We start from the raw sequence: 19,454 nt of genomic DNA, 5'->3' as shown, positions 1-19,454 counted from the left end.
CCGGATGGCCGTAAGCATCAGAACCGACGGCGAGGCTGCCCGCCTCGCTCCTCTTTCCAATCGCAGTGCAACGGGAGCATCTTGGGACCAGCCGGTCCTGCTCAGGCTGGTGTCGATAGCCCTGTTCGCGGGGATCTGGGAAGTGGCCGGGCGTATTCCCGTCAGCTTCGCCTTTCCGACTTTTTCAGACACCCTCGTCGCGTTCTTCGGGCTGCTCGCCGACGGCAGCCTGGCAGCTGCATATCTTTCGACGCTGCAGCCGCTGGTGCTTGGCGTTGTCCTGTCGGCGTTCCTGGGTGTCGGCCTCGGCACGATCTGTGGCCTGTGGCGCACCGGCGAATGGCTGGTGATCCCTGTGTTCATCGTGCTTCAGGCTGCACCTGTCGCCGCCTTCATTCCGATGGTGACCTTCGTCTACGGAATAGGCATGACCGCCAAGACGCTCGCCGTCATGATCCTGGCGCTGCCGGTCATCGTGCTCAACACCTACAAGGCCGTGCGCAACGTCAACGAGTCGCTGCTCGTCATGTGCCGATCGTTCCTGGGCACAAATTGGCAGACCGTCGCCAAGATCATTCTTCCGGACGCCAGCCCGGTGATTTTTGCCGGCTTGCGCCTCGGCGTCGCTGCCGGCTTCGTCGGCGTGGTGCTCGCCGAACTGCTGATTACCCCGACCGGCATCGGCGACCTCATAACCTTCCACCGCTCGCGCGCAGACTACGCCGAGATGTACGCAACAATCGCCTCGATCATTGCGCTTTCCACCCTGACGCTCGTCTTTCTGCAGTGGGTGGAAGTCCGCGTTTTCAGGCCCGAGAGCAGAGGTGCTTAGGATGGGCGCGACCGCATTGCGAAATGGACCGTCGCCGGTTCCCGCACCGATCGATTCGATCGTCGAAGTGAGAGGAATTTCCAAGACCTACGGCAATGTCGAGGCGCTGCGCGGCATCGACCTCGATTTTCCCAGAGGCAAGCTGACCAGCCTTCTCGGACCCAGCGGTTGCGGAAAGACGACGCTGCTGAAGATCATAGCGGGGCTGATACGCGCCGATGGCGGCACGGTCGCGATCAACGGCAAGCACGTCACCGCACCCGGCCCCGAACGCGCTTTCGTGTTCCAGGATTTTGCGCTGATGCCGTGGGCGACCGTGATGCGCAACGTCGCCTTCGGACTGGAATTGCGCGGCACCAACAAGGCCGAGCGCGAGGCGATCGCCCGCCGCTACATCGCCGAGGTGGGGCTCGCCGGCTTCGAGGACAAATATCCGCATCAGCTGTCGGGCGGCATGCGCCAGCGTGTCGGCCTGGCGCGGGCGTTGTCGGTCGATGCCGACGTCCTGCTGCTCGATGAACCGTTTTCGGCGGTCGACGAGCAGAACCGGCGGAAGTTCCAGGAAGACCTGATCCGGCTGCGCACCAACCAGAACAAGACCTTCATCTTCGTGACCCATTCGATCGAGGAGGCGGTCTACATCTCCGACCGCATCGTCTTGCTGTCACCGAGACCCGGCCGGGTTTCGCAGATCATCGAGCCGGAAATCGATCGCTCCGGCGACCCCGAGCGCATCCATCGCGACAGGCACTATCTCGATACTGTCGAGGAGATCTGGCAGGGGTTGAAGCAGTATGTGGAGTGACCGGCCGTGACCTTGTTTGGCTACCGTGTGCCAATGATGGCGTCCCTGCTGGTTTGGTGCGTCGTATGGGAAATCGTCGGCCGGCTCGACCTTGTCTTTCTGCTGCCGCCGTTTAGCGACGTGCTGGTTGCAGCGGTCAGCCTGGTGCAGACGCCGTCCTGGCAGAGCGCGACAGTCACCACCCTTCGCGCCTTCGCCACGGGCATGGCCCTGTCGATCGTAGTCGGCGTGCCGCTGGGCATCCTGATGGGACGCGTCAAGATCGCCGACGACCTGCTCGGCATGTGGGTCAACATCTTTTCAAGCGCACCGCTCTCGGCGATCGTTCCGGTGCTGATGATCCTGTTCGGCTTCGGCGAGAAGACGATTGTTGCGGCGGTATTCCTGTTTGCGATCTGGATCATCGTTCTCGACACCCGCGCCGGGGTCCGCCATATCTCGCCGTCGCTGATCGAGATGGCGCGTTCCTACGGCGCCTCGCGCCCGGCGCTCTATAGCAAGATCATCCTGTGGGCGGCGCTTCCGGAAATCCTTGCCGGCATTCGCCTCGGCCTCATCCGCGGCGTCAAGGGCGTCGTCATCGGCCAGTTGCTCGTCGCCATCGTCGGCTACGGTGCGCTGTTCGAAACCTTCTCGCGGAATTTCCGCATGGCCGAATTCTGGGCCCTGACCATCATCCTTTTTGCCTTCGCCCTGCTGATCGCCGAACTGATCGAACGGGCCGAAGCCAAAGTCGAATACTACGCAGGAGCAAGACAGTGAACATGCACGGCACGACTTCAAGCTACGTCATCGAACCGACCGCAATCCCGAGCATCCCGGTGGCGGGAACCGACAAGCTGTTTCCGGTGCACCGGGTCTATTGCGTCGGGCGCAACTATGCCGCGCATGCCGTCGAGATGGGACACGACCCCGACAGGGAGCCGCCATTCTTCTTCCAGAAGAACCCCGACAACCTCGATACGACAGGAGAATTTCCCTATCCTCCGGCCTCCAACGATGTCCATCACGAGATCGAAATGGTCGTGGCGCTGAAAAGCGGCGGTACCGACATCCCGGTCGAAAAGGCTCTGGACTGCGTGTTCGGTTATGGCGTAGGTCTCGATATGACGCGGCGCGACCTGCAAGGGAAGGCTAAGGACATGGGCCGTCCATGGGAGGTCGGCAAGGCTTTCGAGGCATCGGCGCCATGCACGCCATTGGTTCCGGCAAGCTCGACCGGCCATCCCAGCCAGGGCGCGATCTGGCTGGACGTCAATGGCCAGCGAAAGCAGACCGGCGACCTCAACCAGATGATTTGGAAGGTTCCGGAAATGATCAGCTATCTCTCGGGTCTGTTCACGCTGAAGCCGGGAGACATCATTCTTTCCGGCACGCCGGCGGGCGTCGGCGCGGTCGTTCGCGGTGATGTTCTTCGCGGTCATATCGATGGCGTCGGCGACCTAGAGGTTCGCGTTGTCTGAAGCCGCCTCGATCATTGAACGGCTTGCCGCCGGAACCGACGATGCGCCGGCGATTTCGGCGCCGGACAGGATCACGCTCAGCCATGGCGGACTGCGCCGCCTGATCGCCGAAACGGCAGCGCAATTGCATGCGCTGGGGCTCGGCCGTGGCGACCGGGTGGCCATCGTGCTGCCGAACGGGCCGGAAATGGCCACCGCCTTTGTCGCGGTGGCGGCGGCGGCATCGACGGCGCCGCTCAACCCGGCATACCGGGCCGACGAGCTCGATTTTTATCTGACCGACATCGGCGCCAAGGCGATCCTCGTCGCCGAGGACGAAAGCGGCCCGGCGGTGACCGTGGCCGAGCGCCTCGGCATAGCTGTGCTCAGGCTCACAGCACTGCGTGACGCGCCAGCCGGCAGTTTTGTGATCGAGGGCAAACCGGTTGGTCCGTCTGTTTCGCCAGGCCTGGCTGAGTACGGCGACATCGCGCTGTTGCTGCACACGTCCGGCACCACGTCACGACCCAAGCTGGTGCCGCTCAGCCACGCCAATCTCGCCGCCTCGGCCGCCCATATCGGCGCGACGCTTTCTCTGACATCAGGCGATCGCTGCCTCAACATCATGCCGCTGTTCCACATCCATGGGCTGATTGCGGCGGTGCTGTCCTCGCTCGCCGCCGGCGGCAGCGTCTTCTGCACGCCGGGCTTCAACGCGCTGCGCTTCTTCCATTGGCTGGGCGAGGCGCGGCCGAGCTGGTACACGGCGGTGCCGACCATGCATCAGGCGATACTGCCGCGGGCGGCGCGCAATGCCGATGCATTGGCGGTGGCGCCCTTACGCTTCATCCGCTCGTCCTCGGCATCGCTGCCGCCGCAAGTGATGGCCGAGCTTGAGGCGACCTTCGGCTGCCCGGTGATCGAATCCTACGGGATGACCGAGGCCGCGCATCAGATGGCATCGAACCGGCTGCCGCCCGGGCTGCGCAAGCCGGGCAGCGTCGGTGCCGCGGCCGGACCGGAGGTGGCGGTGATGGCGCCGGACGGGCGATTGCTGCAGCCCGGTGACCCCGGCGAGATCGTCATTCGCGGGCCTAATGTCACCGCGGGCTATGAGAACAATCCGGACGCCAATGCCACGGCTTTTGCGCATGGCTGGTTTCATACCGGCGACCAGGGCGTGCTCGACGAAGACTTCTATCTGCGCGTCACCGGCCGGCTCAAGGAGATCATCAACCGCGGCGGCGAGAAGATCTCGCCGCTCGAGGTCGACGACGTGCTGATGGACCATCCGGCGGTTGCGCAGGTCGTCACCTTCGCCACGCCGCATGACAAGCTCGGGGAAGAAGTCGCGGCTGCGATCGTGCTGCGCGAGGGCATGGCCGCCACAGAAGGCGAAATCCGCAGCTTTGCCGCGACACGGCTTGCCGATTTCAAGGTGCCGCGCATTGTCCTGATCCTGGACGAAATCCCGAAGGGCGCGACCGGCAAGCTGCAGCGCATCGGTCTCGCGACCAAACTCGGTCTTGTCAAACCCGGGCTGGGATATTGATGCGGATCAGCATTTTTGGCGCCGGCGCGATCGGCGGCTATCTCGCGGCCAAACTTGCCATGGCCGGCCGGGTCGATTTGTCGATCGTGGCGCGCGGCGCGCATCTCGACGCGATCAGGGCGAACGGGCTTCGCCTGATCGAAGACGGTCATGAATCCGTCGCCTCGGTCAGGGCCGCCGCGCAGGCGCAGGAGTTAGGCGTCCAAGACTATGTCGTGCTGGCGCTCAAGGCTCATTCGGTCGCACCTGCGCTCGACCAGATCGCCCCGCTGCTGGGAGAGGGGACGGCCGTCGTCACCATGCAGAATGGCGTGCCGTGGTGGTATTTCCACAGGATCGGCGGGCCGCTCGAAGGCACGCGGTTGCAGGCGGTAGATCCCGGTGGGGTGATCTGGGACCGGCTTGGGCCGGATCGCGTCATCGGCTCGGTCGTCTATCCCGCGGCCGAGGTGGATGCGCCCGGCCTGGTCCGCCATATCGAGGGAAAACGCTTTTCGCTCGGCGAGCCTTCGGGCGAGAAGAGCGAGCGTGTCACGCTGCTTGCCGAGGAGATGGTTGCGGCCGGGCTGCAGGCGCCGGTCCGCGACGACATCCGCAGCGAGATCTGGGTGAAGCTCTGGGGCAATCTCTCGTTCAACCCGATTTCCGCGCTGACCGGCAGCACGCTTGCGGCAATCACTGCCGACGAGGCCACCCGCACGCTCGCCCGCACCATGATGCTGGAGGCGCAGGCGATCGGCGAAAGCCTCGGCGTCCGTTTCCCGATCTCGGTCGACCGGCGCATCAAGGGTGCCGGCGACGTCGGCGAGCACAAGACCTCGATGCTGCAGGACCTCGAGCGCGGCCGGCCAATGGAGATCGACGCGCTGGTGACGGCGGTCCAGGAGCTTGGCCGGCTGACCGGGCAACCGACGCCGACCATCGACAGCGTGCTGGCGCTGGTGCGCCGCCTCGCCATCGAGCGCGGCTGCTATCTGATCTGATATGAGACTCAGGCGCTCGCCTCAAGGAGGTGGGTGGAACGCCTTGTGACGAAAGAAGCTTCACGGCTTTTTTGTCAGGAGACGTTTGGCATCGTCAGCCACCTAGGCACGGAGCAGAACGTTCGTCTCCGCCGAGATATTCATTCCTTGCCGGCCCCGGCGGCCGCACCAGCCTCGGCGATTGCATCATTGATTTCCTCAATAGTGAGAACCTGGCCATTCGTCTTACCTTTCAGGAAGCCATGAAGGTCCCGGAACGATCCCTTCGGCCGCGATGCCTTTAGCTCTGCCCGGCCACCCGGCAGCAAATCCAGTTCGATTTTTTCTCCCGGCTGGATGCCGAGGTGTTGGAGCACTTCTTTGCGAAAAGTGACCTGCCCCCGCGCCGTTACCGTCAGTGTCGCCATGGCAGAATCTCCTGATTGGCAAACAAAGATAATGCATTGCGTTCAAGTGCCAGCCTTCTCCGGCCGGCACGATCTCCACTTGACTATTCAGGTTGTTCCTGTTTTGTTTCATGCGCTCGTCGCATCATAAGTGGTTGAGGGCAAGGGGCCGGCACGCGATATTCATCGTGGCGCCCTACCTGGAATTAGTCTGAACAGGAGGAACATATGACCACCGCGGAAATTGCCAAGGATTTCACAGATCTGCTCAAGCAGGGTCAGAACCATGTTGCGGCTGAGAAACACAATGCCGACGACATCGTCAGCTACGAAGCAATGGAAGGGCCTATGGCCGTCTGCCGTGGCAAGGAAGCCGTGAGGCAGAAGGGCCAGTGGTGGGAAGAGAACAACGAAGTTCATGGCGGCTCGGTCGAGGGCCCATATGTCAACGGCGACCAGTTCGCAGTGCGCTTCAAGTTTGACATAACGCCCAAGGCTACAGGCGAGCGTGTCAGCATGGATGAGGTTGGTCTGTACACGGTCAAGAACGGCAAAATTGCCGAAGAGCGCTTCTATTATTGAGGCTGAAACCGGTTCTGGGAGCCTGATCACTTAGCTGCATCGTTTGAAAATCAGGCATGGCGGCCAGGACAATGCCCTGGCCGCCATGTGAGCACCTCAAATCCCCTTCACATACGCCGCAAGCTGGTCGGCCACGGTGCCCCAGCCGTCGAAGAATCCCATTTCCTCGTGGTTCTTTCGTGTCGCTTCATCCCGGTGGATGGCGGTCGCGGTGTAGCGCGTCGCCTTGCCTTCCGGCTGCAACGATATGACCGCTGTGATGAATGGGTCCCCTGACGGCCGATAGCCGGGCAGCAACGCATCGGTCCACACCAGCCGCTCGTTGGGCACGATGTCGAGATAGCAGCAATGCCGGTCGTTGACCTCCTTGCCATCAGGCGACTGCATGCGGGTCCTGAACAGGCCGCCGGGCCTAAGATCGATCTCGCAATCGGAAACGATCCACGGCTTTGGTGTGAACCATTGCCGAACATGCTCGGGCGTCGTCCAGGCTGTCCACAAAAGCTCGCGCGGCGCGTCAATGACGCGTTCAAGGACGAGGTCGAGTTTGGGGTCGGGTTTCAACAGCAGGGTCGAGCTCATTTGTCTTTCTCCTTGAGTTTTAGGACGTAGTCGTCGAATTGATCGAGGCGGCGCTCCCATAGCGTGCGTTGCTCGGCCAGCCAGTTTTCCGCGAGCTTCAGCGGCTCAGGCGCGAGTTGGTAGGTCCTGATGCGGCCAGTCTTTTGCGAGCGCACCAGCCCGCAGCCTTCCAGAACTTTCAGGTGTTCAATGAAGGAGGGCAGCGCCATGCCGAACGGCTGGGCAAGCTCGCTGACCGAGGCGGGGCTTCTGTTCAGCCGCTCGACAACACGGCGGCGCGTCGGATCGGCAAGCGCCCGGAAGATGCCGTCGATCGGCGGGATGTTCGAACTTGCGGTCTGCGGGATTGTTGCGGCGGTCATGTCTTCCTCGCGCCACTGCGCATGGCAAAGATGTTCGGAAGATACTTAGGAAAATTCCTTAGTTTTAGCAAGCCCAAAAAATTAAGGATGCCGGCCTGATCGCTGGCAAAGGCAGAGACGCGGTTTTAGGGTGCCGTCAGATTCGAATTTCTATCCGTCCGAGGGACCATAATTTTGACGATCACAATGTACGGCATCACCAATTGCGACACGATCAAGAAGGCGCGTGTCTGGCTGGAAAGCCATGACGTCGCCTATCGTTTTCACGACTACAGGGTCGAGGGGCTGGAGGCGGACCGGCTCGACGGCTGGTCCGGCAAGGTCGGCTGGGAAATCCTGCTCAACAAGGCGAGCACGACGTTTCGCGAACTGTCGGACAAGGACAGGCTGAGCCTCGACGAGAGCAAGGCTAAGGCGCTGATGCTGGCCAACCCGACGATGATCAAACGGCCGGTCCTCGATCTCGGCGATCGTATCCTCGTCGGCTTCAAACCTGATGTCTATCAGCAGGCGGTGGGCGGGTTGAAGTAGCGGGACGGACGCTTTTCACGTTGCGGTTCGCCAGGCGAATTGGGTCGCGGAAAAGACCTTGGCCTGCCTGGCCGACAGCGCGTCCCACGCTGGGCGGCAGCTGGGATCCGGCTCGATCGTCTCGGCGATGCTCGTCATGGCGTCTGCGGCCTCGGCAAAACCCTCGAACCATCCGATGCCGACGGCGGCGCTGATCGCTGCGCCGAGCGAGGAGGCTTCGGCATTGTGACCCTTGTGGATGGCGATCCCGGTGGCGTCCGCGATCATCTTTGTCCAAAGCCTGCTGTTGGCGCCGCCGCCGATCGCCACCATTTGCGCCGGCGAAAGACCATGGCTGCGCATCTCTTCGAGAGCCCGGGCGGTTTGCAGCGTCATCGCCTCTAGCCCTGCACGATAGAAATGACCGAGCGTGTGCGAGGGGTGCATGCCGATGAAGCTGGCGCGTGCGCTCGGATCCCAATGCGGGTCCATGCAACCGACCAAAGTGGTGCCGGCGAGAAGTCCGTCCGAGCCGATCGGCACGGCCGCCGCTTCCCTTTCCAGGCGGTCGAAGATCGCCGGATCGGAGCGTCCGCCGGCAAACATGTCGACGAACCAGTTGACGAAATAGACACCCGCCCGCTGCACGGCCTCGAGGAAATAGCCATCGCCGGTCGGCGAGGTCATGGTCCGCCAGAAGGCGCCGACCACCGGCTCCCTGGACCATATTCCCGCAACGATCGCAGTTCCGAGATTGAGATAGACGACGCTGTCGCGCATGGCATTGACGCCGAGCCCGGCGCATTGCCCATCACCGCCGGCGGCGATCACCGGGGTTCCCTCGGCCAGGCCGGTAGCAGTGGCGGCCGCGGCATGGACGGTCCCGACCCGTGTCCCGGACCGCACCGCATTGGGAAATTGCGACGGCTTGATGCCGAGATGATCGAGGATCGGCTGCGACCATTCTTTGCGCGAGATGTCGAAGAGACCGAACGGATCGGCGCTGGTCCAGCTGGCGCTCGGCGTTCCCGTCAGTTTCAGCGTCAGATAGCCGTGCACGTCGAGGATTTTGTTCGCCTCGTCCAACCGTTCCGGCTCGTTCTCGCGTAGCCATTTCAGGCGGTAGACGACCGGCGTCACATCGATCGGCTTGCCGGTGATCGCGTGAAGCCGCTCATGGCCGATCTCCGCCGCGAAACGGTCGACCAGCCCGGCGGCGCGTTCGTCGAGCCAGAGGCTGGCGGGCCCGATCGGCTCGCCGGCGCCGTCGATGAGCGCTACGGTCTCGCGCTGGTTGGAGATCGCGATGCCGGCGATGCGTTTCGCGTCGACCGTGCCGACAAGCTGTCGCAGCGCCACTGTTGCGGCCCGCCACCAGTCGGTGACCTCCTGCTCGACATAGTCCGGCCTCGGCTTCATCAGCTCGAGCGGCGCCCGGCCTTCCGCCACGGCTCGTCCGTCCCGGCTCCAGGCAATCGCCTTGCAGGATTGCGTGGAACTGTCGAGGCCGACGACAAGAGGTCCGTCGCTGCTGCCCATGATTGTCCTCCCGAGACGATGCGTTCCACCGAGTGCTGATTAGTCCAAGTGCCGGTCATTCCAAAAGAATGTTCGCGGTGGCCATGTCGGTGACAAAATGGGTCGCATATCCGCCGCCGAGCCCGGCCCTGATCGCCGCCATCTTGCGGGCGCCGCCGGCGGCGCAGATGCGGACCGGCACCGCTTTCAGTTCGTCGAGTGTGATGCCGACGGTGCGTCCGTCGAGCGGCGTTGCGAAAGGCGCTCCCTGAGCGTCGATGAACCGCCCGATGATGACCCCGAGCGCGCCTTGCTCGATCATGCTGGCAAGCGCGGCGGCATCCGATATCCCGGCTCGGGCATAGGTGCTCTCCGGACCGACATCGCCGATCCCGAAGATGACCTTGCCGGCGGCACGGATCATGCGGAACTGGTTGACGAGCATCGGCTCCTGCATGAGTTCGTCGTGCAGTTCGTCGGTTGAGACGATCGCCGGGGCAAGCAGGTTGATGCAGCGGGCGCCGAGCCGATTGGCCATCAGCGAGGTGCAGAATTCCGGTGAGAAATCGCTGGTGCCGATCGAGCTTCCCGAGAGCTGGACCACGGTGAGGTTGCGGTCATGCCGTAGTCGTGGGATCGAGCGGGCGGCAGCGAGCACCGTTTTTCCCCAGGCTACGCCGATCGTGTCACCCGGATCGACCATCGATGCCAGCAACCGTCCTGCCGCTTCGCCGATGCGGCGGTCGGCATCGTTGGGATCGAGGTCGGGGATAACCGCCGCGCCGCGAAGCCCGAATTTTTCCATCAGACGCCGCGAGGTCAAGGTACGGGCAAAAGCGTCGTGGTCGACCTGCACGGCGACAAGTCCGCTTTCGCGCGCCTCCTGCAGATAGTGCACCACGCTCGCCCTGGAGACGTTCATGACCTTGGCGACGTCGCTCTGGTTGAGCTGGTCGACATAGTAGAGCCAGGCAGCCCACGCCACCGCGCTGTCGAATTCGGGCGGCAGTGCCGAGAGCCCGGATGGTCGGACCATTTCGATGTCGGCATTGGCATTCATGTCCCTTTTTCCGCAGGTTTGCAGAACGAAGTCAAGCGTCGCCGGCGCATGCTTGACAAAAGACAGTGATAGGTGACTATTGTTTTATTAACGCCAACGCTCCTGCGCCTCGATTACAGGGTCGCCAGCATGAGGACGTCATGACCAATCCGGCAGCCGGATCCTGGACGGCATTGATCGACGACATTCTGGACGGGCGCTGGACCAACCCGGAGACCGGCAAAAAGGCTGTGGTGCCGTATGACCGGATTGTCATCGAAGAAAGCCTCGACGGGCGGGCGGCCGATCTCGTTTCGGAGCTCGATCTGGGGGAGCGGTTCACGGTCGTTGCTGATGCCGCCACCTATGAGGCGCTTGGCGAACGCGTTGCGCGCGAACTGAAGACGCTCGGCCCCGTCGATGTGGTGATCCTGGATCATCCGCATGCCGACATGGCCAATGTCGAAAGCCTGGCCGTCAAACTCGCCGATGCGGATGCCGTGGTCGCGGTCGGTTCCGGTACCATCAACGATCTCTGCAAGTTCGTCACCGGAAGGAATGAACGGCGCTACTGCGTGTTCGGGACGGCCGGTTCGATGAACGGCTACACATCGACGACTGCGTCCATCACACTTGAAAGCGGCCTGAAAGTATCGCTCCCTTCCCACGCCCCTTCAGGCTTTTTCGTCGATCTTGGCGTCTCCGCTGCCGCCCCGACCTACCTGTCGGCGGCGGGGTTCGGGGACTGCCTTTGCCGCTCGGTCGCCCAGATCGACTGGTGGATGTCGCACCGCCTGCTTGGCACTGCCTACCATCAGGTCCCTTTTCTCATCCAGGAAAAGGATGAGGCGGCGCTCAACCAGCGTGCGGCAAAGCTTGCCGAACACGACATCGAGGCCAATGGCTATCTCTATCGCGTGCTGACGCTCTGCGGTCTCGGAATTTCTTTCACCGGCGTCTCCAATCACGGTTCCATGGGCGAGCATCAGATATCGCACTACATCGACTGCTTCGCCGGCGAGCGTCACCCCGGCACGCTGCACGGCACCCAGGTCGGCGTCGCTTCTCTCACCATGGCGCGATTGCAGCAGGCAATGCTTGCAAGCGACAAGCCGCCGATGGTGAAGGCGACGAACATCGATCCTGACGACATGGTCCGCCGCATGGGACCGGCTGTCGCCGCACAATGTCTCGACGAATTGAGGAAGAAGGCCTTCGATGAGACAGCCGCCGCGGCATTCAACGAGCGGCTGCAGGAGCTCTGGCCGACACTCAGGCAGGAGCTCAAGCAATTCATGGTACCTGTCGACGAGATGCAGCGCCTGCTGAAATCTACCGGCGGGCCGATTTCAGCGGCCGAATTGGGCACGCCGGCCGATTTCTATCGCGAAGCCGTCGTTCATTGCCGGGAGATGCGCAATCGCTTCTCGTTCCTCGACATTGCTGCCGATGCAGGAATGCTGGAGGACTTTGCGCGTGGGGAAGCCTGACCGGATGCGCGACCTCGCCGAATTCGGACCCGAAACGGCATCGCGCATTCGCGGCGTCTTCTGCGATATCGACGACACGCTGACCACCGAGGGTCGTCTTCCGGCCGACGCCTACCGCGCGCTCGAACGCCTGCACGAGGCGGGCCTTGTCGTTGCTCCCATTACCGGGAGACCGGCAGGCTGGTGCGACATGATAGCCCGGTTCTGGCCGGTCACCGGCGTGGTCGGCGAAAATGGCGCTTTTTACTTCGCTTATGACCAGGCAACGCGAAAGATGATCCGGGTTTTCGCGGCGAGCGCTGACGAACGCCGGGAAAACAGGCGCAGGCTCAACGAACTGGAAAAGCGCATTATCGAGGAAGTGCCCGGTTCGGCAGTGTCCGCCGACCAGCAATATCGCGAAGCCGACCTGGCCATCGACTTTTGCGAAGATATTCCGGCGCTGCCGCTGTCCGATGCCAGGCGCATCAAGCAGATTTTCGAGGAGGCCGGCGCTGTCGCCAAGATTTCCTCGATCCATGTGAACGGCTGGTTTGGCCGATACGACAAGCTGGCGATGACGCGCCGCTTTGCAAGCGAGAGGCTGGGAACCGATCTCGATGCTGAGAGGCAGGCCTATGCATTCGTCGGGGACAGCCCAAACGACGCGCCGATGTTCGGGTTCTTTCCGAACGCGTTTGGAGTCGCGAATGTAATGGATTTCCAGGGACAGATCGACGCCGAACCGGCTTTCGTCGCCAGGTCGCGGGGTGGCCGCGGCTTCGTCGAGATTGCCGAAATGATCCTGGCAAACCGGAGATCGGGAGTGGTCTGATCGGCCGGCGCAAAATGGCCGGCTGCAAAAGACGCAAAGGATGTTCTGCAGGCGATGGAACCGAACCAGGGACGGCTTAGGGAAGATTCGCTGCCAGTTGGCTTTCAGCTGAAAGCCGGCGCGTTGCACCAGGCAAAACCGGACTGCAGCTTCGGCTGCGGCCGCAATCCCGGCCGGTCACAGCGAGCTGCCCGTCTCCTGGTCGGTGATGAGGCCGGTGAAGAATCCCTTTTCCAGGAGCTTGGCCATGATGCCGACCTTGTTCTTTCCGCCGGAAACGAGGATGCGTTTGGGAATGTTCAGCGTGTCGCGAGGATGGACCCCGACAATGCGCTCGTTGACGGGATGGTCGATGAGTTCGGCGTCCCGATCGAAGAAATAGCCGAGGAAGTTCCCGATCGGCTTCAGTCTCAGGACATCGTCGAATTCCTCGTCGGTCATGTAACCGACGCTCCGCAGCGTCGAACTGGTTGTGCCGCCGACGCTCATCAGCGCAAGGTCGGCGTTCAGCGCCTTCTGGATGACCTCGCGCGCGCTCGGCTGCTGCAGGATCGTCTCGCGGCTTTCGCGGCTGTCGCAGATGATCGGTCCGGGGAGATAGTAGGATTCGGCCTGGGTGCGCTGGGCAAAGACGGCGGCGGCGTCGTATTTGTCGATCGACGACCGGCGCGACAGCGAGCCGAGAAGCGGCACGACGGTAACGTTCCTGAGCGCCACCGGCTCGATGTTGGATGCGAGCCATCGCATGGTTCGGCCCCACGCCATGGCGACCGTCATGTCGTCCTTGAGCAGCGTCTCGACCGTCTGCGCGGCATAGATGCCGATCACTTCGGAGAGCCCGAGCTCCGACCCGGTATCGTTGGGTGTGACGCTGCATATGTCGAGCCGATACTTCCGCCTGAGCTGTTCTTCCATTTCGAGCGCCTGGGACGTCCCGGCATTGATACGGATCGAGACGATGCCGCGCTCCTTCGCCTCGGCCAGCAGCCTGTGGATCTTGGTGCGGTTGATCTGCAGCCGCTCGGCGATGGCCTGCTGCGTTTCGCCCAGCACGAAATACTGGTGGGCAACCCGTGCCAGCAGACCGATCGACGTCATGAGGGTTCTCCGATGCTTGTGGCGCACCCATCCGAATGCCGCTGTAGCCGGCCAACAAGTGCTTGCCACAGACAGGGCGACGATATAGCATTTGAACAAATGCACAAGATATGAACATTTGTGCATCGCAAAACGAAGCGGTTCGGGAGGAACGCGTGCGGGTTGCCCAGGCCAGACGTTTCGTCATTTCGGATCACCCGCTGCCCTGGCTGCTGCCGCTGGTGGCGATCCTGCTTGTCTTCACCGTCTATCCCCTGATCTACAACATCTGGCTGAGCTTCCATGAGTTCGTCCCGCGCCGGCGGGCGCTCGAATTCGTCGGAACGGAAAACTGGGTGCAGCTGTGGAATGACACGCGGTTTTGGCAGTCGCTGGTCATCACCTTCACCTATTTCGCCATCGCGCTGGTCTTTGAACTGGTGCTCGGCATGGCGATCGCGCTGCTCCTCGACAGCGACGGCTTCGGTTTCGGATTCCTGCGCGGCGTGCTGACGATGACGCTCGTCATCCCGCCGGCCATTGTCGGCATGATGTATCTGCTGATGGAGGATCCGCAGTTCGGCGTGATCAGCTATCTCCTGCAGTCGATCGGACTGCTCAATTCAAACAACCCCATCCTCGCCACCGCGTCGACCGCGCTTGCCGGCGTTCTCGTCGCGGAAATCTGGCAGTGGACGCCGTTCATGGTGCTCATCTTCCTTGCCGGTCTCAGGGCGCTGCCGCCGGAGCCTTACGAGGCCGCGATGATCGACGGCGCCTCGCCGTTCCAGATTTTCCGGCGCATCACCCTGCCGATGATGTCGAAGGTGATTGCCATCGCCGTGCTGGTCCGCGGCATCGATCTGTTCCGCGTCTTCGACTACGTCTTCGTCATGACCTCCGGCGGGCCGGGAGCGTCGACTTATTCGCTTTCCCTTTATGCATGGCAGCAAACGTTCAGCTTCGTGAAATGGGGCTATGGAGCCACGCTCAGCCTCGTCACCCTGGTGATCATCCTCGTCATTGCCAACCTCTTCATCCGTATCGCCAAGGTGAGGTGGTAGAATGAACGGCTCCTTCTCGGCCCGCATGCTTCGCACCATCGCCGCCTGGGTTGTGGTCGCAATCTTCTTCTTTCCGATCTCCTATTGGACTTCGGTAGCGTTCAAACACGGCAACGACATCTTCAACCGGCCGCCGAAACTGTTCGCCTTCACGCCGACCTTCGACAATTTCCAGAAGGTGTTCGGGATTTCGCTGGGCAGCGGCGGCATCACCGTGACGCCGGGCGGCGGCAATTTCTACATGGCGCCCCGCGTCTGGGATTCGATCGTCATCGCGACGCTGTCGACCGTGCTCGCTGTCGCCATCGCCACGCTTGCCGCCTATGCCCTGTCGCGCATGAACTTCCGCGGCCGGCACAGTTTCGTCGGCTGGGTGTTGTCGACGCGCATGATGCCGCCCGTCGCGGTCGCGGTGCCGATGTTCTTCATCTACAAGAATTTCGGTCTCATCGACACCTATACCGGCATGGTGCTGATCCACGCGCTGATGAACCTGCCGCTCGCCGTCCTCCTGATGAAGAGCTTCTTCGACGACATTCCTTCCGAGATCGACGAGAGCGCCATCGTCGATGGCGCCAGCCGCTTCATGATTTTTCGCCGGATCGTGCTGCCTATGGCCAAGGGCGGCATCGCCGCCACGGCGGTGCTCTGCTTCATCTTCAGCTGGACCGAATTCCTCTTCGCGCTGACCCTGACCACCACGTCGCTCAAGACCGTGCCCGTCGTCTCGTCGACCTTCGTCACCTCGATCGGCACCGCCTGGGGCAACATGGCCGCGCTTGGCGCCGCATCCATCATTCCCGCATTCATCTTCATTCTGTTGGTTCAGAAGCACCTCGTGCGCGGTCTCACGATGGGATCGTTGAAACAATAGATGGGAGGCTCGAATTCGCAGCCTTGTGAAAATCGCGAATTAAACCGGAGGAGTAGACAATGAAAGACAGCATCAGAAAGGCGCATCTTGCTTCTGTCACCGACCGCTTCGTTCGCGGACAGATGGACCGCCGCTCGTTTCTTCGCGCAGCAGGCATTCTCGGCCTCGGCGCCGGCGCGCTCGGCATGGGCCTGGGACGGCGTCCGTTCTACGGCATCAGCCAGGCATCGGCTCAGGAACAGGAACTGAAGCCCAGCGCCGAAATCACCAAATGGCTGTCGGATGTCGGCAAGCCCTTTGCCGGAACGACGCTTCGTCTCGCCACCGAATCGACGCCGCCGTCGAATGCCATCGCCACGCAGCTCAAGCAGTATTTCGAGGAGGCTACCGGCATCAAGGTCGAGATCGAAGTGCTGCCGCTCGAGCAGGTGCTGCAAAAGTTGACCCTCGACGTGGCCTCGAGCCTCGGAACTTACGACCTCTACTATATCGACCAGAGCTGGGCAGCGAGCTTCAGCCAGGACGTCTTCGATCCGCGTGAGCAGCTCAAGAACGCCGACCTGGCAATGCCGAACTACAACATCGACGACTTCCTGAAGCCGCTCGTCGACGGCATCGCCATGTACGAGGACCGCATGGTCGGCGTGCCCTACGACATCCCGATCTTCATCATGCAGTACCGTAAGGACGTCTGGGACGAGCTCAAGCTGCCGCCTCCGGCCACGCTGGACGATTTGCTGAAGGCGTCTGCGGCGATCACCGACGCCAAGGGCCCCAACATGTACGGCACCAGCGGCCAGATGAAATCGGGCCATTACAGCCTCGAATGCGATTGGACGGCGTGGCTTTGGGGCCATGGCGGTTCGATTTTCGGCCCCGACGGCAAGTTCACCGGCAATGACGAAGCCGGCTTGGCCGCCATGGCCTACTGGGACAAGCTCAAGAAGACGATGCCGCCCGGCGTCGACGGCTGGACATGGGATGGCGAGGGCCAGTCGGTCGGCCAGGGCGTCGCCGCCTCGATGCTGTCGTGGGGCGAATTCTTCCCGTTCTTCGACGACCCCAAGGCCTCCAAGGTCTCCGGTCTGATGGAAGCGATGGTTCCGCCGAAACCTGCTGCGACACTGCGCACCGTCGAGCAGACCGGATTCGGCGAAATCCCGGGCGTTGGTCACCAGGGCGGTTCTTCGCTCGCGGTATCGAAATACTCGAAGAGCCCGGACGCCGCCTGGATTTTCATGCAGTGGGCGACCTCAGCCGATACCCAGGCGCTGATAACCGTTCTGGGCGGCGGTACGGGGCCAACGCGCACCAGCGTCTATGATGATCCGCGCGTGCTGGCCAATGCCCGTGTCGGCGCCGGCACGACCCGCCATTTGCCGGTCGTGCGCGACACCATCGCCAACTACATGGGATCCGAGCCCGACCTGCCGGCGTGGGCAGAACTCTCAAGCGATATGATCCCGGTTGCGCTGGGCAAATACTTCGCCGGCCAGTCGGGCTCGGCCAAAGAGTCGCTCGACGCCCTGAAAACCCAGGTCGACGATCTCGTCGCCAAGGGCTGAATGTTCCGGGGTGGCGGCTTAGGCCGCCACCCCGGCGTATCGACAACTTCCATGAGGAAAAGCCATGGCTGGAAAACAGCTTGTAGCAGTGACGGGAGCCAGTTCTGGTATCGGCGAGGCGGTCGCCAAGGTGTTTTCGCGCGCCGGCCACCCTGTTTTGATGATGGCCCGCCGTCTGCAGCGCATGCAGGCGCTGAACCTGCCCGACAGCATGGCCCGGCAGGTCGATGTCCGCGACCGCGCCGCGATCGCGGCCGCGGTGAAGGAGGCGGAAGCCGAATACGGACCGGTCGACATGCTGTTTGCCAATGCCGGCATTGCGCGTCTTGCCGACATCGGCCGCCAGCCGCCCGAGGAATGGGACGAGATGATCGACATCAACACCAAAGGCGTGCTGAATTCGGTCCACGCCGTGATGTCGGGCATGATGGAGCGCCGTCATGGAACGCTGTTCATGATGAGTTCGATCGCCGGCCGAAAAATCTATCCGGATCATACGGTCTACTGCGGGACGAAATTCTTCGTTCACGCCGTGTCGGAATCGCTGCGCGACTATCTTTCCGACTATGACGTCCGCGTCGTCGTGCTTTCGCCCGGGGTGATCGAAACCGAGGTTCTGAGCGGCGTCCTCGATCCGCAGACGCTCGCCAACTACAAGGCCAACAAGCTCAAGATCGGCGGCGGCATCGGCCCGGAGCACGTCGCTGACCTCATGCTGCACACCTACCAAATGCCACAAAACGCTCTCGTGCAGGAAATCGTCATCACGCCGACCAGGCAGAAATACTGACGACCCGTAACCGGGCGTCTGGAGAGACAGAATGGCCACTGTAGAATACAAGAACATCGCCAAGAGTTTCGGGCATGTCGAGGTGATGAAGGACATCTCCTTCGGCATTGCCGACCGTGAATTCGTCGTGCTTCTTGGGCCGTCGGGCTGCGGCAAGACCACGCTGCTGCGCATGACAGCCGGCCTCGAGCGCGTGACCAGCGGCGACCTCTTGATCGGCGACAGGCGGGTCAACGATGTTCACCCGCGCGACCGCGACATCGCGATGGTGTTCCAGAACTACGCTCTCTATCCGACGATGAAGGTGTTCGACAATATCGGCTTCAGCCTCGAAGTGGCGAAAGTGCCAAAGGCGGAGATCAGGAAGAAGGTCGAATGGGCGGCGGAAATCCTGAATCTCACACCCTACCTCGGCCGCTATCCCAAGGAACTGTCGGGTGGCCAGCGCCAGCGCGTCGCCATGGGCCGCGCCATGGTGCGCAATGCCGCCGTCTTCCTTTTCGACGAGCCGCTCTCCAATCTCGACGCCAAGCTGCGCACGCATATGCGCGTGGAAATCCGCCAACTCCACAACCGTCTCGGCACGACCACGATCTACGTCACCCATGACCAGATCGAGGCGATGACGATGGCCGACAAGATCGTGCTGATGCACGCCGGCAGGATCATGCAGATCGGCACGCCCGATGAGGTCTATGAGCGCCCGAACTCGAAATATGTCGCTGATTTCATCGGCTCGCCGTCGATGAACTTCATCGCCGGCGCTGTCGAGACCGCAGGCGGCAGTCCTCGCTTCGTCGCCGAAGGCGTGTCGATCGGCCTGTCGCCGCAGATCAAGGCAAAACCAGGCCAAAAGGTCATCATGGGGGTGCGGCCACATGATCTCGGCATTTCGGATGCGGGTGAGATCAAGGGCGAGGTCGTGCTGTCCGAAACGACCGGCGCGGATGTCCAGATTCATTTGCGCGTGGCGGGATACGATGCCGTCGCCGTGGTGCCGCGTGACGAGCGCCGCAACGCCGGCGCCGCGATCAATCTTTCGGTGCTGCCGGGCAAGGTGCACCTCTTCGATGCGGCCACGGAACTGCGTGTCGCCTGAGATTAATGCATGTCGCGCAAAAGTGTGCAGCGGTTTTGCGATAACGACATGCATAAAACCAACAACCTAAAGCGCGTCGCGTGAGGCC

The 19,454-nt window shown here is 62.3% G+C and carries 21 protein-coding genes; 15 read left to right on the top strand and 6 right to left on the bottom strand.

Annotation, left to right across the window (positions count from 1 at the left end; translation table 11 throughout):
- The first annotated feature begins 4 nt into the window (after nucleotides 1-4).
- The 6 genes from JG739_RS26390 to JG739_RS26365 are packed head-to-tail and all read left to right on the top strand — an operon-like array spanning nucleotide 5 to nucleotide 5,614.
- Complete coding sequence (locus tag JG739_RS26390) at nucleotides 5-832, top strand: ABC transporter permease (RefSeq protein WP_202364070.1); 828 nt, start codon at nucleotides 5-7, stop codon at nucleotides 830-832.
- Nucleotide 833: 1 nt separating this feature from the next.
- Nucleotides 834-1,637 (top strand): ABC transporter ATP-binding protein, encoded by an 804-nt coding sequence (locus JG739_RS26385; protein WP_023799434.1) that lies wholly within the window; start codon nucleotides 834-836, stop codon nucleotides 1,635-1,637.
- A 6-nt stretch (nucleotides 1,638-1,643) separates the two neighbouring features.
- On the top strand, nucleotides 1,644-2,399 hold the full coding sequence (locus JG739_RS26380) for an ABC transporter permease (protein WP_128167733.1): 756 nt from the start codon (nucleotides 1,644-1,646) through the stop codon (nucleotides 2,397-2,399).
- 2 nt (nucleotides 2,400-2,401) lie between these two features.
- Nucleotides 2,402-3,100 carry a fumarylacetoacetate hydrolase family protein gene (locus JG739_RS26375; protein WP_202367655.1) on the top strand — a complete coding sequence of 233 codons (699 nt, stop codon included), beginning with the start codon at nucleotides 2,402-2,404 and terminating at the stop codon, nucleotides 3,098-3,100.
- The gene (locus JG739_RS26370) at nucleotides 3,093-4,631 is read left to right on the top strand and encodes an acyl--CoA ligase (protein WP_202364069.1); all 1,539 of its coding nucleotides are present in this window, start codon (nucleotides 3,093-3,095) and stop codon (nucleotides 4,629-4,631) included. Before JG739_RS26375 ends, JG739_RS26370 begins: the two co-directional genes overlap by 8 nt.
- Nucleotides 4,631-5,614, top strand: coding sequence for a 2-dehydropantoate 2-reductase (locus JG739_RS26365; protein WP_202364068.1), 984 nt, complete (start codon nucleotides 4,631-4,633; stop codon nucleotides 5,612-5,614). Before JG739_RS26370 ends, JG739_RS26365 begins: the two co-directional genes overlap by 1 nt.
- A 140-nt stretch (nucleotides 5,615-5,754) precedes the next feature.
- On the opposite strand, the gene JG739_RS26360 is transcribed toward JG739_RS26365, so the two are convergent.
- Nucleotides 5,755-6,021 carry an AbrB/MazE/SpoVT family DNA-binding domain-containing protein gene (locus JG739_RS26360; protein ID WP_202364067.1) on the bottom strand — a complete coding sequence of 89 codons (267 nt, stop codon included), beginning with the start codon at nucleotides 6,019-6,021 and terminating at the stop codon, nucleotides 5,755-5,757.
- A gap of 207 nt (nucleotides 6,022-6,228) precedes the next feature.
- On the opposite strand from JG739_RS26360, the gene JG739_RS26355 reads away from it, so the two are divergent.
- Complete coding sequence (locus JG739_RS26355; protein ID WP_202364066.1) at nucleotides 6,229-6,582, top strand: nuclear transport factor 2 family protein; 354 nt, start codon at nucleotides 6,229-6,231, stop codon at nucleotides 6,580-6,582.
- A gap of 96 nt (nucleotides 6,583-6,678) precedes the next feature.
- Here JG739_RS26355 and JG739_RS26350 read toward each other — a convergent pair whose 3' ends face one another.
- Entirely contained in the window at nucleotides 6,679-7,164 is a 486-nt protein-coding gene (locus JG739_RS26350; protein ID WP_202364065.1) for an SRPBCC family protein, read from the bottom strand.
- Entirely contained in the window at nucleotides 7,161-7,526 is a 366-nt protein-coding gene (locus JG739_RS26345; RefSeq protein WP_202364064.1) for an ArsR/SmtB family transcription factor, read from the bottom strand. The genes JG739_RS26350 and JG739_RS26345 overlap by 4 nt, the downstream gene beginning before the upstream one ends.
- 174 nt (nucleotides 7,527-7,700) lie before the next feature.
- Between JG739_RS26345 and JG739_RS26340 the strand changes: the two genes are divergently transcribed.
- Nucleotides 7,701-8,057 (top strand): ArsC family reductase, encoded by a 357-nt coding sequence (locus JG739_RS26340; protein ID WP_202364063.1) that lies wholly within the window; start codon nucleotides 7,701-7,703, stop codon nucleotides 8,055-8,057.
- A gap of 15 nt (nucleotides 8,058-8,072) precedes the next feature.
- Here JG739_RS26340 and JG739_RS26335 read toward each other — a convergent pair whose 3' ends face one another.
- Nucleotides 8,073-9,575, bottom strand: a complete 1,503-nt coding sequence (locus JG739_RS26335; protein WP_202364062.1) for a xylulokinase — start codon at nucleotides 9,573-9,575, stop codon at nucleotides 8,073-8,075.
- A 55-nt stretch (nucleotides 9,576-9,630) separates the two neighbouring features.
- The gene (locus JG739_RS26330; protein ID WP_244749585.1) at nucleotides 9,631-10,614 is read right to left on the bottom strand and encodes a sugar-binding transcriptional regulator; all 984 of its coding nucleotides are present in this window, start codon (nucleotides 10,612-10,614) and stop codon (nucleotides 9,631-9,633) included.
- A gap of 140 nt (nucleotides 10,615-10,754) precedes the next feature.
- Between JG739_RS26330 and JG739_RS26325 the strand changes: the two genes are divergently transcribed.
- Both JG739_RS26325 and JG739_RS26320 read left to right on the top strand, forming a co-directional pair.
- A complete protein-coding gene (locus JG739_RS26325) occupies nucleotides 10,755-12,083 on the top strand; it encodes a sn-glycerol-1-phosphate dehydrogenase (RefSeq protein WP_202364061.1) in 1,329 nt (442 codons plus the stop codon).
- 4 nt (nucleotides 12,084-12,087) lie between these two features.
- Nucleotides 12,088-12,897, top strand: coding sequence for an HAD-IIB family hydrolase (locus tag JG739_RS26320; protein ID WP_202367653.1), 810 nt, complete (start codon nucleotides 12,088-12,090; stop codon nucleotides 12,895-12,897).
- Between the two features lie 177 nt (nucleotides 12,898-13,074).
- On the opposite strand, the gene JG739_RS26315 is transcribed toward JG739_RS26320, so the two are convergent.
- Entirely contained in the window at nucleotides 13,075-13,995 is a 921-nt protein-coding gene (locus JG739_RS26315; RefSeq protein WP_202364060.1) for a sugar-binding transcriptional regulator, read from the bottom strand.
- 155 nt (nucleotides 13,996-14,150) lie between these two features.
- Here JG739_RS26315 and JG739_RS26310 point away from each other — a divergent pair, with 155 nt between their 5' ends.
- The 5 genes from JG739_RS26310 to JG739_RS26290 all read left to right on the top strand — a co-directional run bounded on the left by JG739_RS26310 (nucleotide 14,151) and on the right by JG739_RS26290 (nucleotide 19,366).
- Nucleotides 14,151-15,038, top strand: a complete 888-nt coding sequence (locus JG739_RS26310) for a carbohydrate ABC transporter permease (RefSeq protein ID WP_202364059.1) — start codon at nucleotides 14,151-14,153, stop codon at nucleotides 15,036-15,038.
- A gap of 1 nt (nucleotide 15,039) precedes the next feature.
- The gene (locus tag JG739_RS26305; RefSeq protein WP_202364058.1) at nucleotides 15,040-15,912 is read left to right on the top strand and encodes a carbohydrate ABC transporter permease; all 873 of its coding nucleotides are present in this window, start codon (nucleotides 15,040-15,042) and stop codon (nucleotides 15,910-15,912) included.
- A 59-nt stretch (nucleotides 15,913-15,971) separates the two neighbouring features.
- On the top strand, nucleotides 15,972-17,477 hold the full coding sequence (locus tag JG739_RS26300) for an ABC transporter substrate-binding protein (protein ID WP_202364057.1): 1,506 nt from the start codon (nucleotides 15,972-15,974) through the stop codon (nucleotides 17,475-17,477).
- Between the two features lie 64 nt (nucleotides 17,478-17,541).
- Complete coding sequence (locus tag JG739_RS26295) at nucleotides 17,542-18,267, top strand: SDR family oxidoreductase (RefSeq protein WP_202364056.1); 726 nt, start codon at nucleotides 17,542-17,544, stop codon at nucleotides 18,265-18,267.
- Nucleotides 18,268-18,298: 31 nt separating this feature from the next.
- The gene (locus JG739_RS26290; protein WP_202364055.1) at nucleotides 18,299-19,366 is read left to right on the top strand and encodes an ABC transporter ATP-binding protein; all 1,068 of its coding nucleotides are present in this window, start codon (nucleotides 18,299-18,301) and stop codon (nucleotides 19,364-19,366) included.
- The last annotated feature ends 88 nt before the right edge of the window (nucleotides 19,367-19,454 follow it).

This window comes from Mesorhizobium sp. L-2-11, assembly GCF_016756595.1.
Taxonomy (GTDB): Bacteria; Pseudomonadota; Alphaproteobacteria; order Rhizobiales; family Rhizobiaceae; genus Mesorhizobium.
Note: the sequence above shows the minus strand (reverse complement) of the source record. Positions and strands in the feature narration are given on the sequence as shown.

What these genes read in the sequence shown, in the direction of transcription:
- JG739_RS26345 (WP_202364064.1), bottom strand. Translation starts at nt 7,526, where the DNA reads ATGACCGCCGCAACAATCCCGCAGACCGCAAGTTCGAACATCCCGCCG.
- JG739_RS26390 (WP_202364070.1), top strand. Translation starts at nt 5, where the DNA reads ATGGCCGTAAGCATCAGAACCGACGGCGAGGCTGCCCGCCTCGCTCCT.
- JG739_RS26315 (WP_202364060.1), bottom strand. Translation starts at nt 13,995, where the DNA reads ATGACGTCGATCGGTCTGCTGGCACGGGTTGCCCACCAGTATTTCGTG.
- JG739_RS26290 (WP_202364055.1), top strand. Translation starts at nt 18,299, where the DNA reads ATGGCCACTGTAGAATACAAGAACATCGCCAAGAGTTTCGGGCATGTC.
- JG739_RS26305 (WP_202364058.1), top strand. Translation starts at nt 15,040, where the DNA reads ATGAACGGCTCCTTCTCGGCCCGCATGCTTCGCACCATCGCCGCCTGG.
- JG739_RS26385 (WP_023799434.1), top strand. Translation starts at nt 834, where the DNA reads ATGGGCGCGACCGCATTGCGAAATGGACCGTCGCCGGTTCCCGCACCG.
- JG739_RS26300 (WP_202364057.1), top strand. Translation starts at nt 15,972, where the DNA reads ATGAAAGACAGCATCAGAAAGGCGCATCTTGCTTCTGTCACCGACCGC.
- JG739_RS26335 (WP_202364062.1), bottom strand. Translation starts at nt 9,575, where the DNA reads ATGGGCAGCAGCGACGGACCTCTTGTCGTCGGCCTCGACAGTTCCACG.
- JG739_RS26350 (WP_202364065.1), bottom strand. Translation starts at nt 7,164, where the DNA reads ATGAGCTCGACCCTGCTGTTGAAACCCGACCCCAAACTCGACCTCGTC.
- JG739_RS26360 (WP_202364067.1), bottom strand. Translation starts at nt 6,021, where the DNA reads ATGGCGACACTGACGGTAACGGCGCGGGGGCAGGTCACTTTTCGCAAA.
- JG739_RS26375 (WP_202367655.1), top strand. Translation starts at nt 2,402, where the DNA reads ATGCACGGCACGACTTCAAGCTACGTCATCGAACCGACCGCAATCCCG.
- JG739_RS26320 (WP_202367653.1), top strand. Translation starts at nt 12,088, where the DNA reads ATGCGCGACCTCGCCGAATTCGGACCCGAAACGGCATCGCGCATTCGC.
- JG739_RS26355 (WP_202364066.1), top strand. Translation starts at nt 6,229, where the DNA reads ATGACCACCGCGGAAATTGCCAAGGATTTCACAGATCTGCTCAAGCAG.
- JG739_RS26325 (WP_202364061.1), top strand. Translation starts at nt 10,755, where the DNA reads ATGACCAATCCGGCAGCCGGATCCTGGACGGCATTGATCGACGACATT.
- JG739_RS26365 (WP_202364068.1), top strand. Translation starts at nt 4,631, where the DNA reads ATGCGGATCAGCATTTTTGGCGCCGGCGCGATCGGCGGCTATCTCGCG.
- JG739_RS26295 (WP_202364056.1), top strand. Translation starts at nt 17,542, where the DNA reads ATGGCTGGAAAACAGCTTGTAGCAGTGACGGGAGCCAGTTCTGGTATC.
- JG739_RS26330 (WP_244749585.1), bottom strand. Translation starts at nt 10,614, where the DNA reads ATGAATGCCAATGCCGACATCGAAATGGTCCGACCATCCGGGCTCTCG.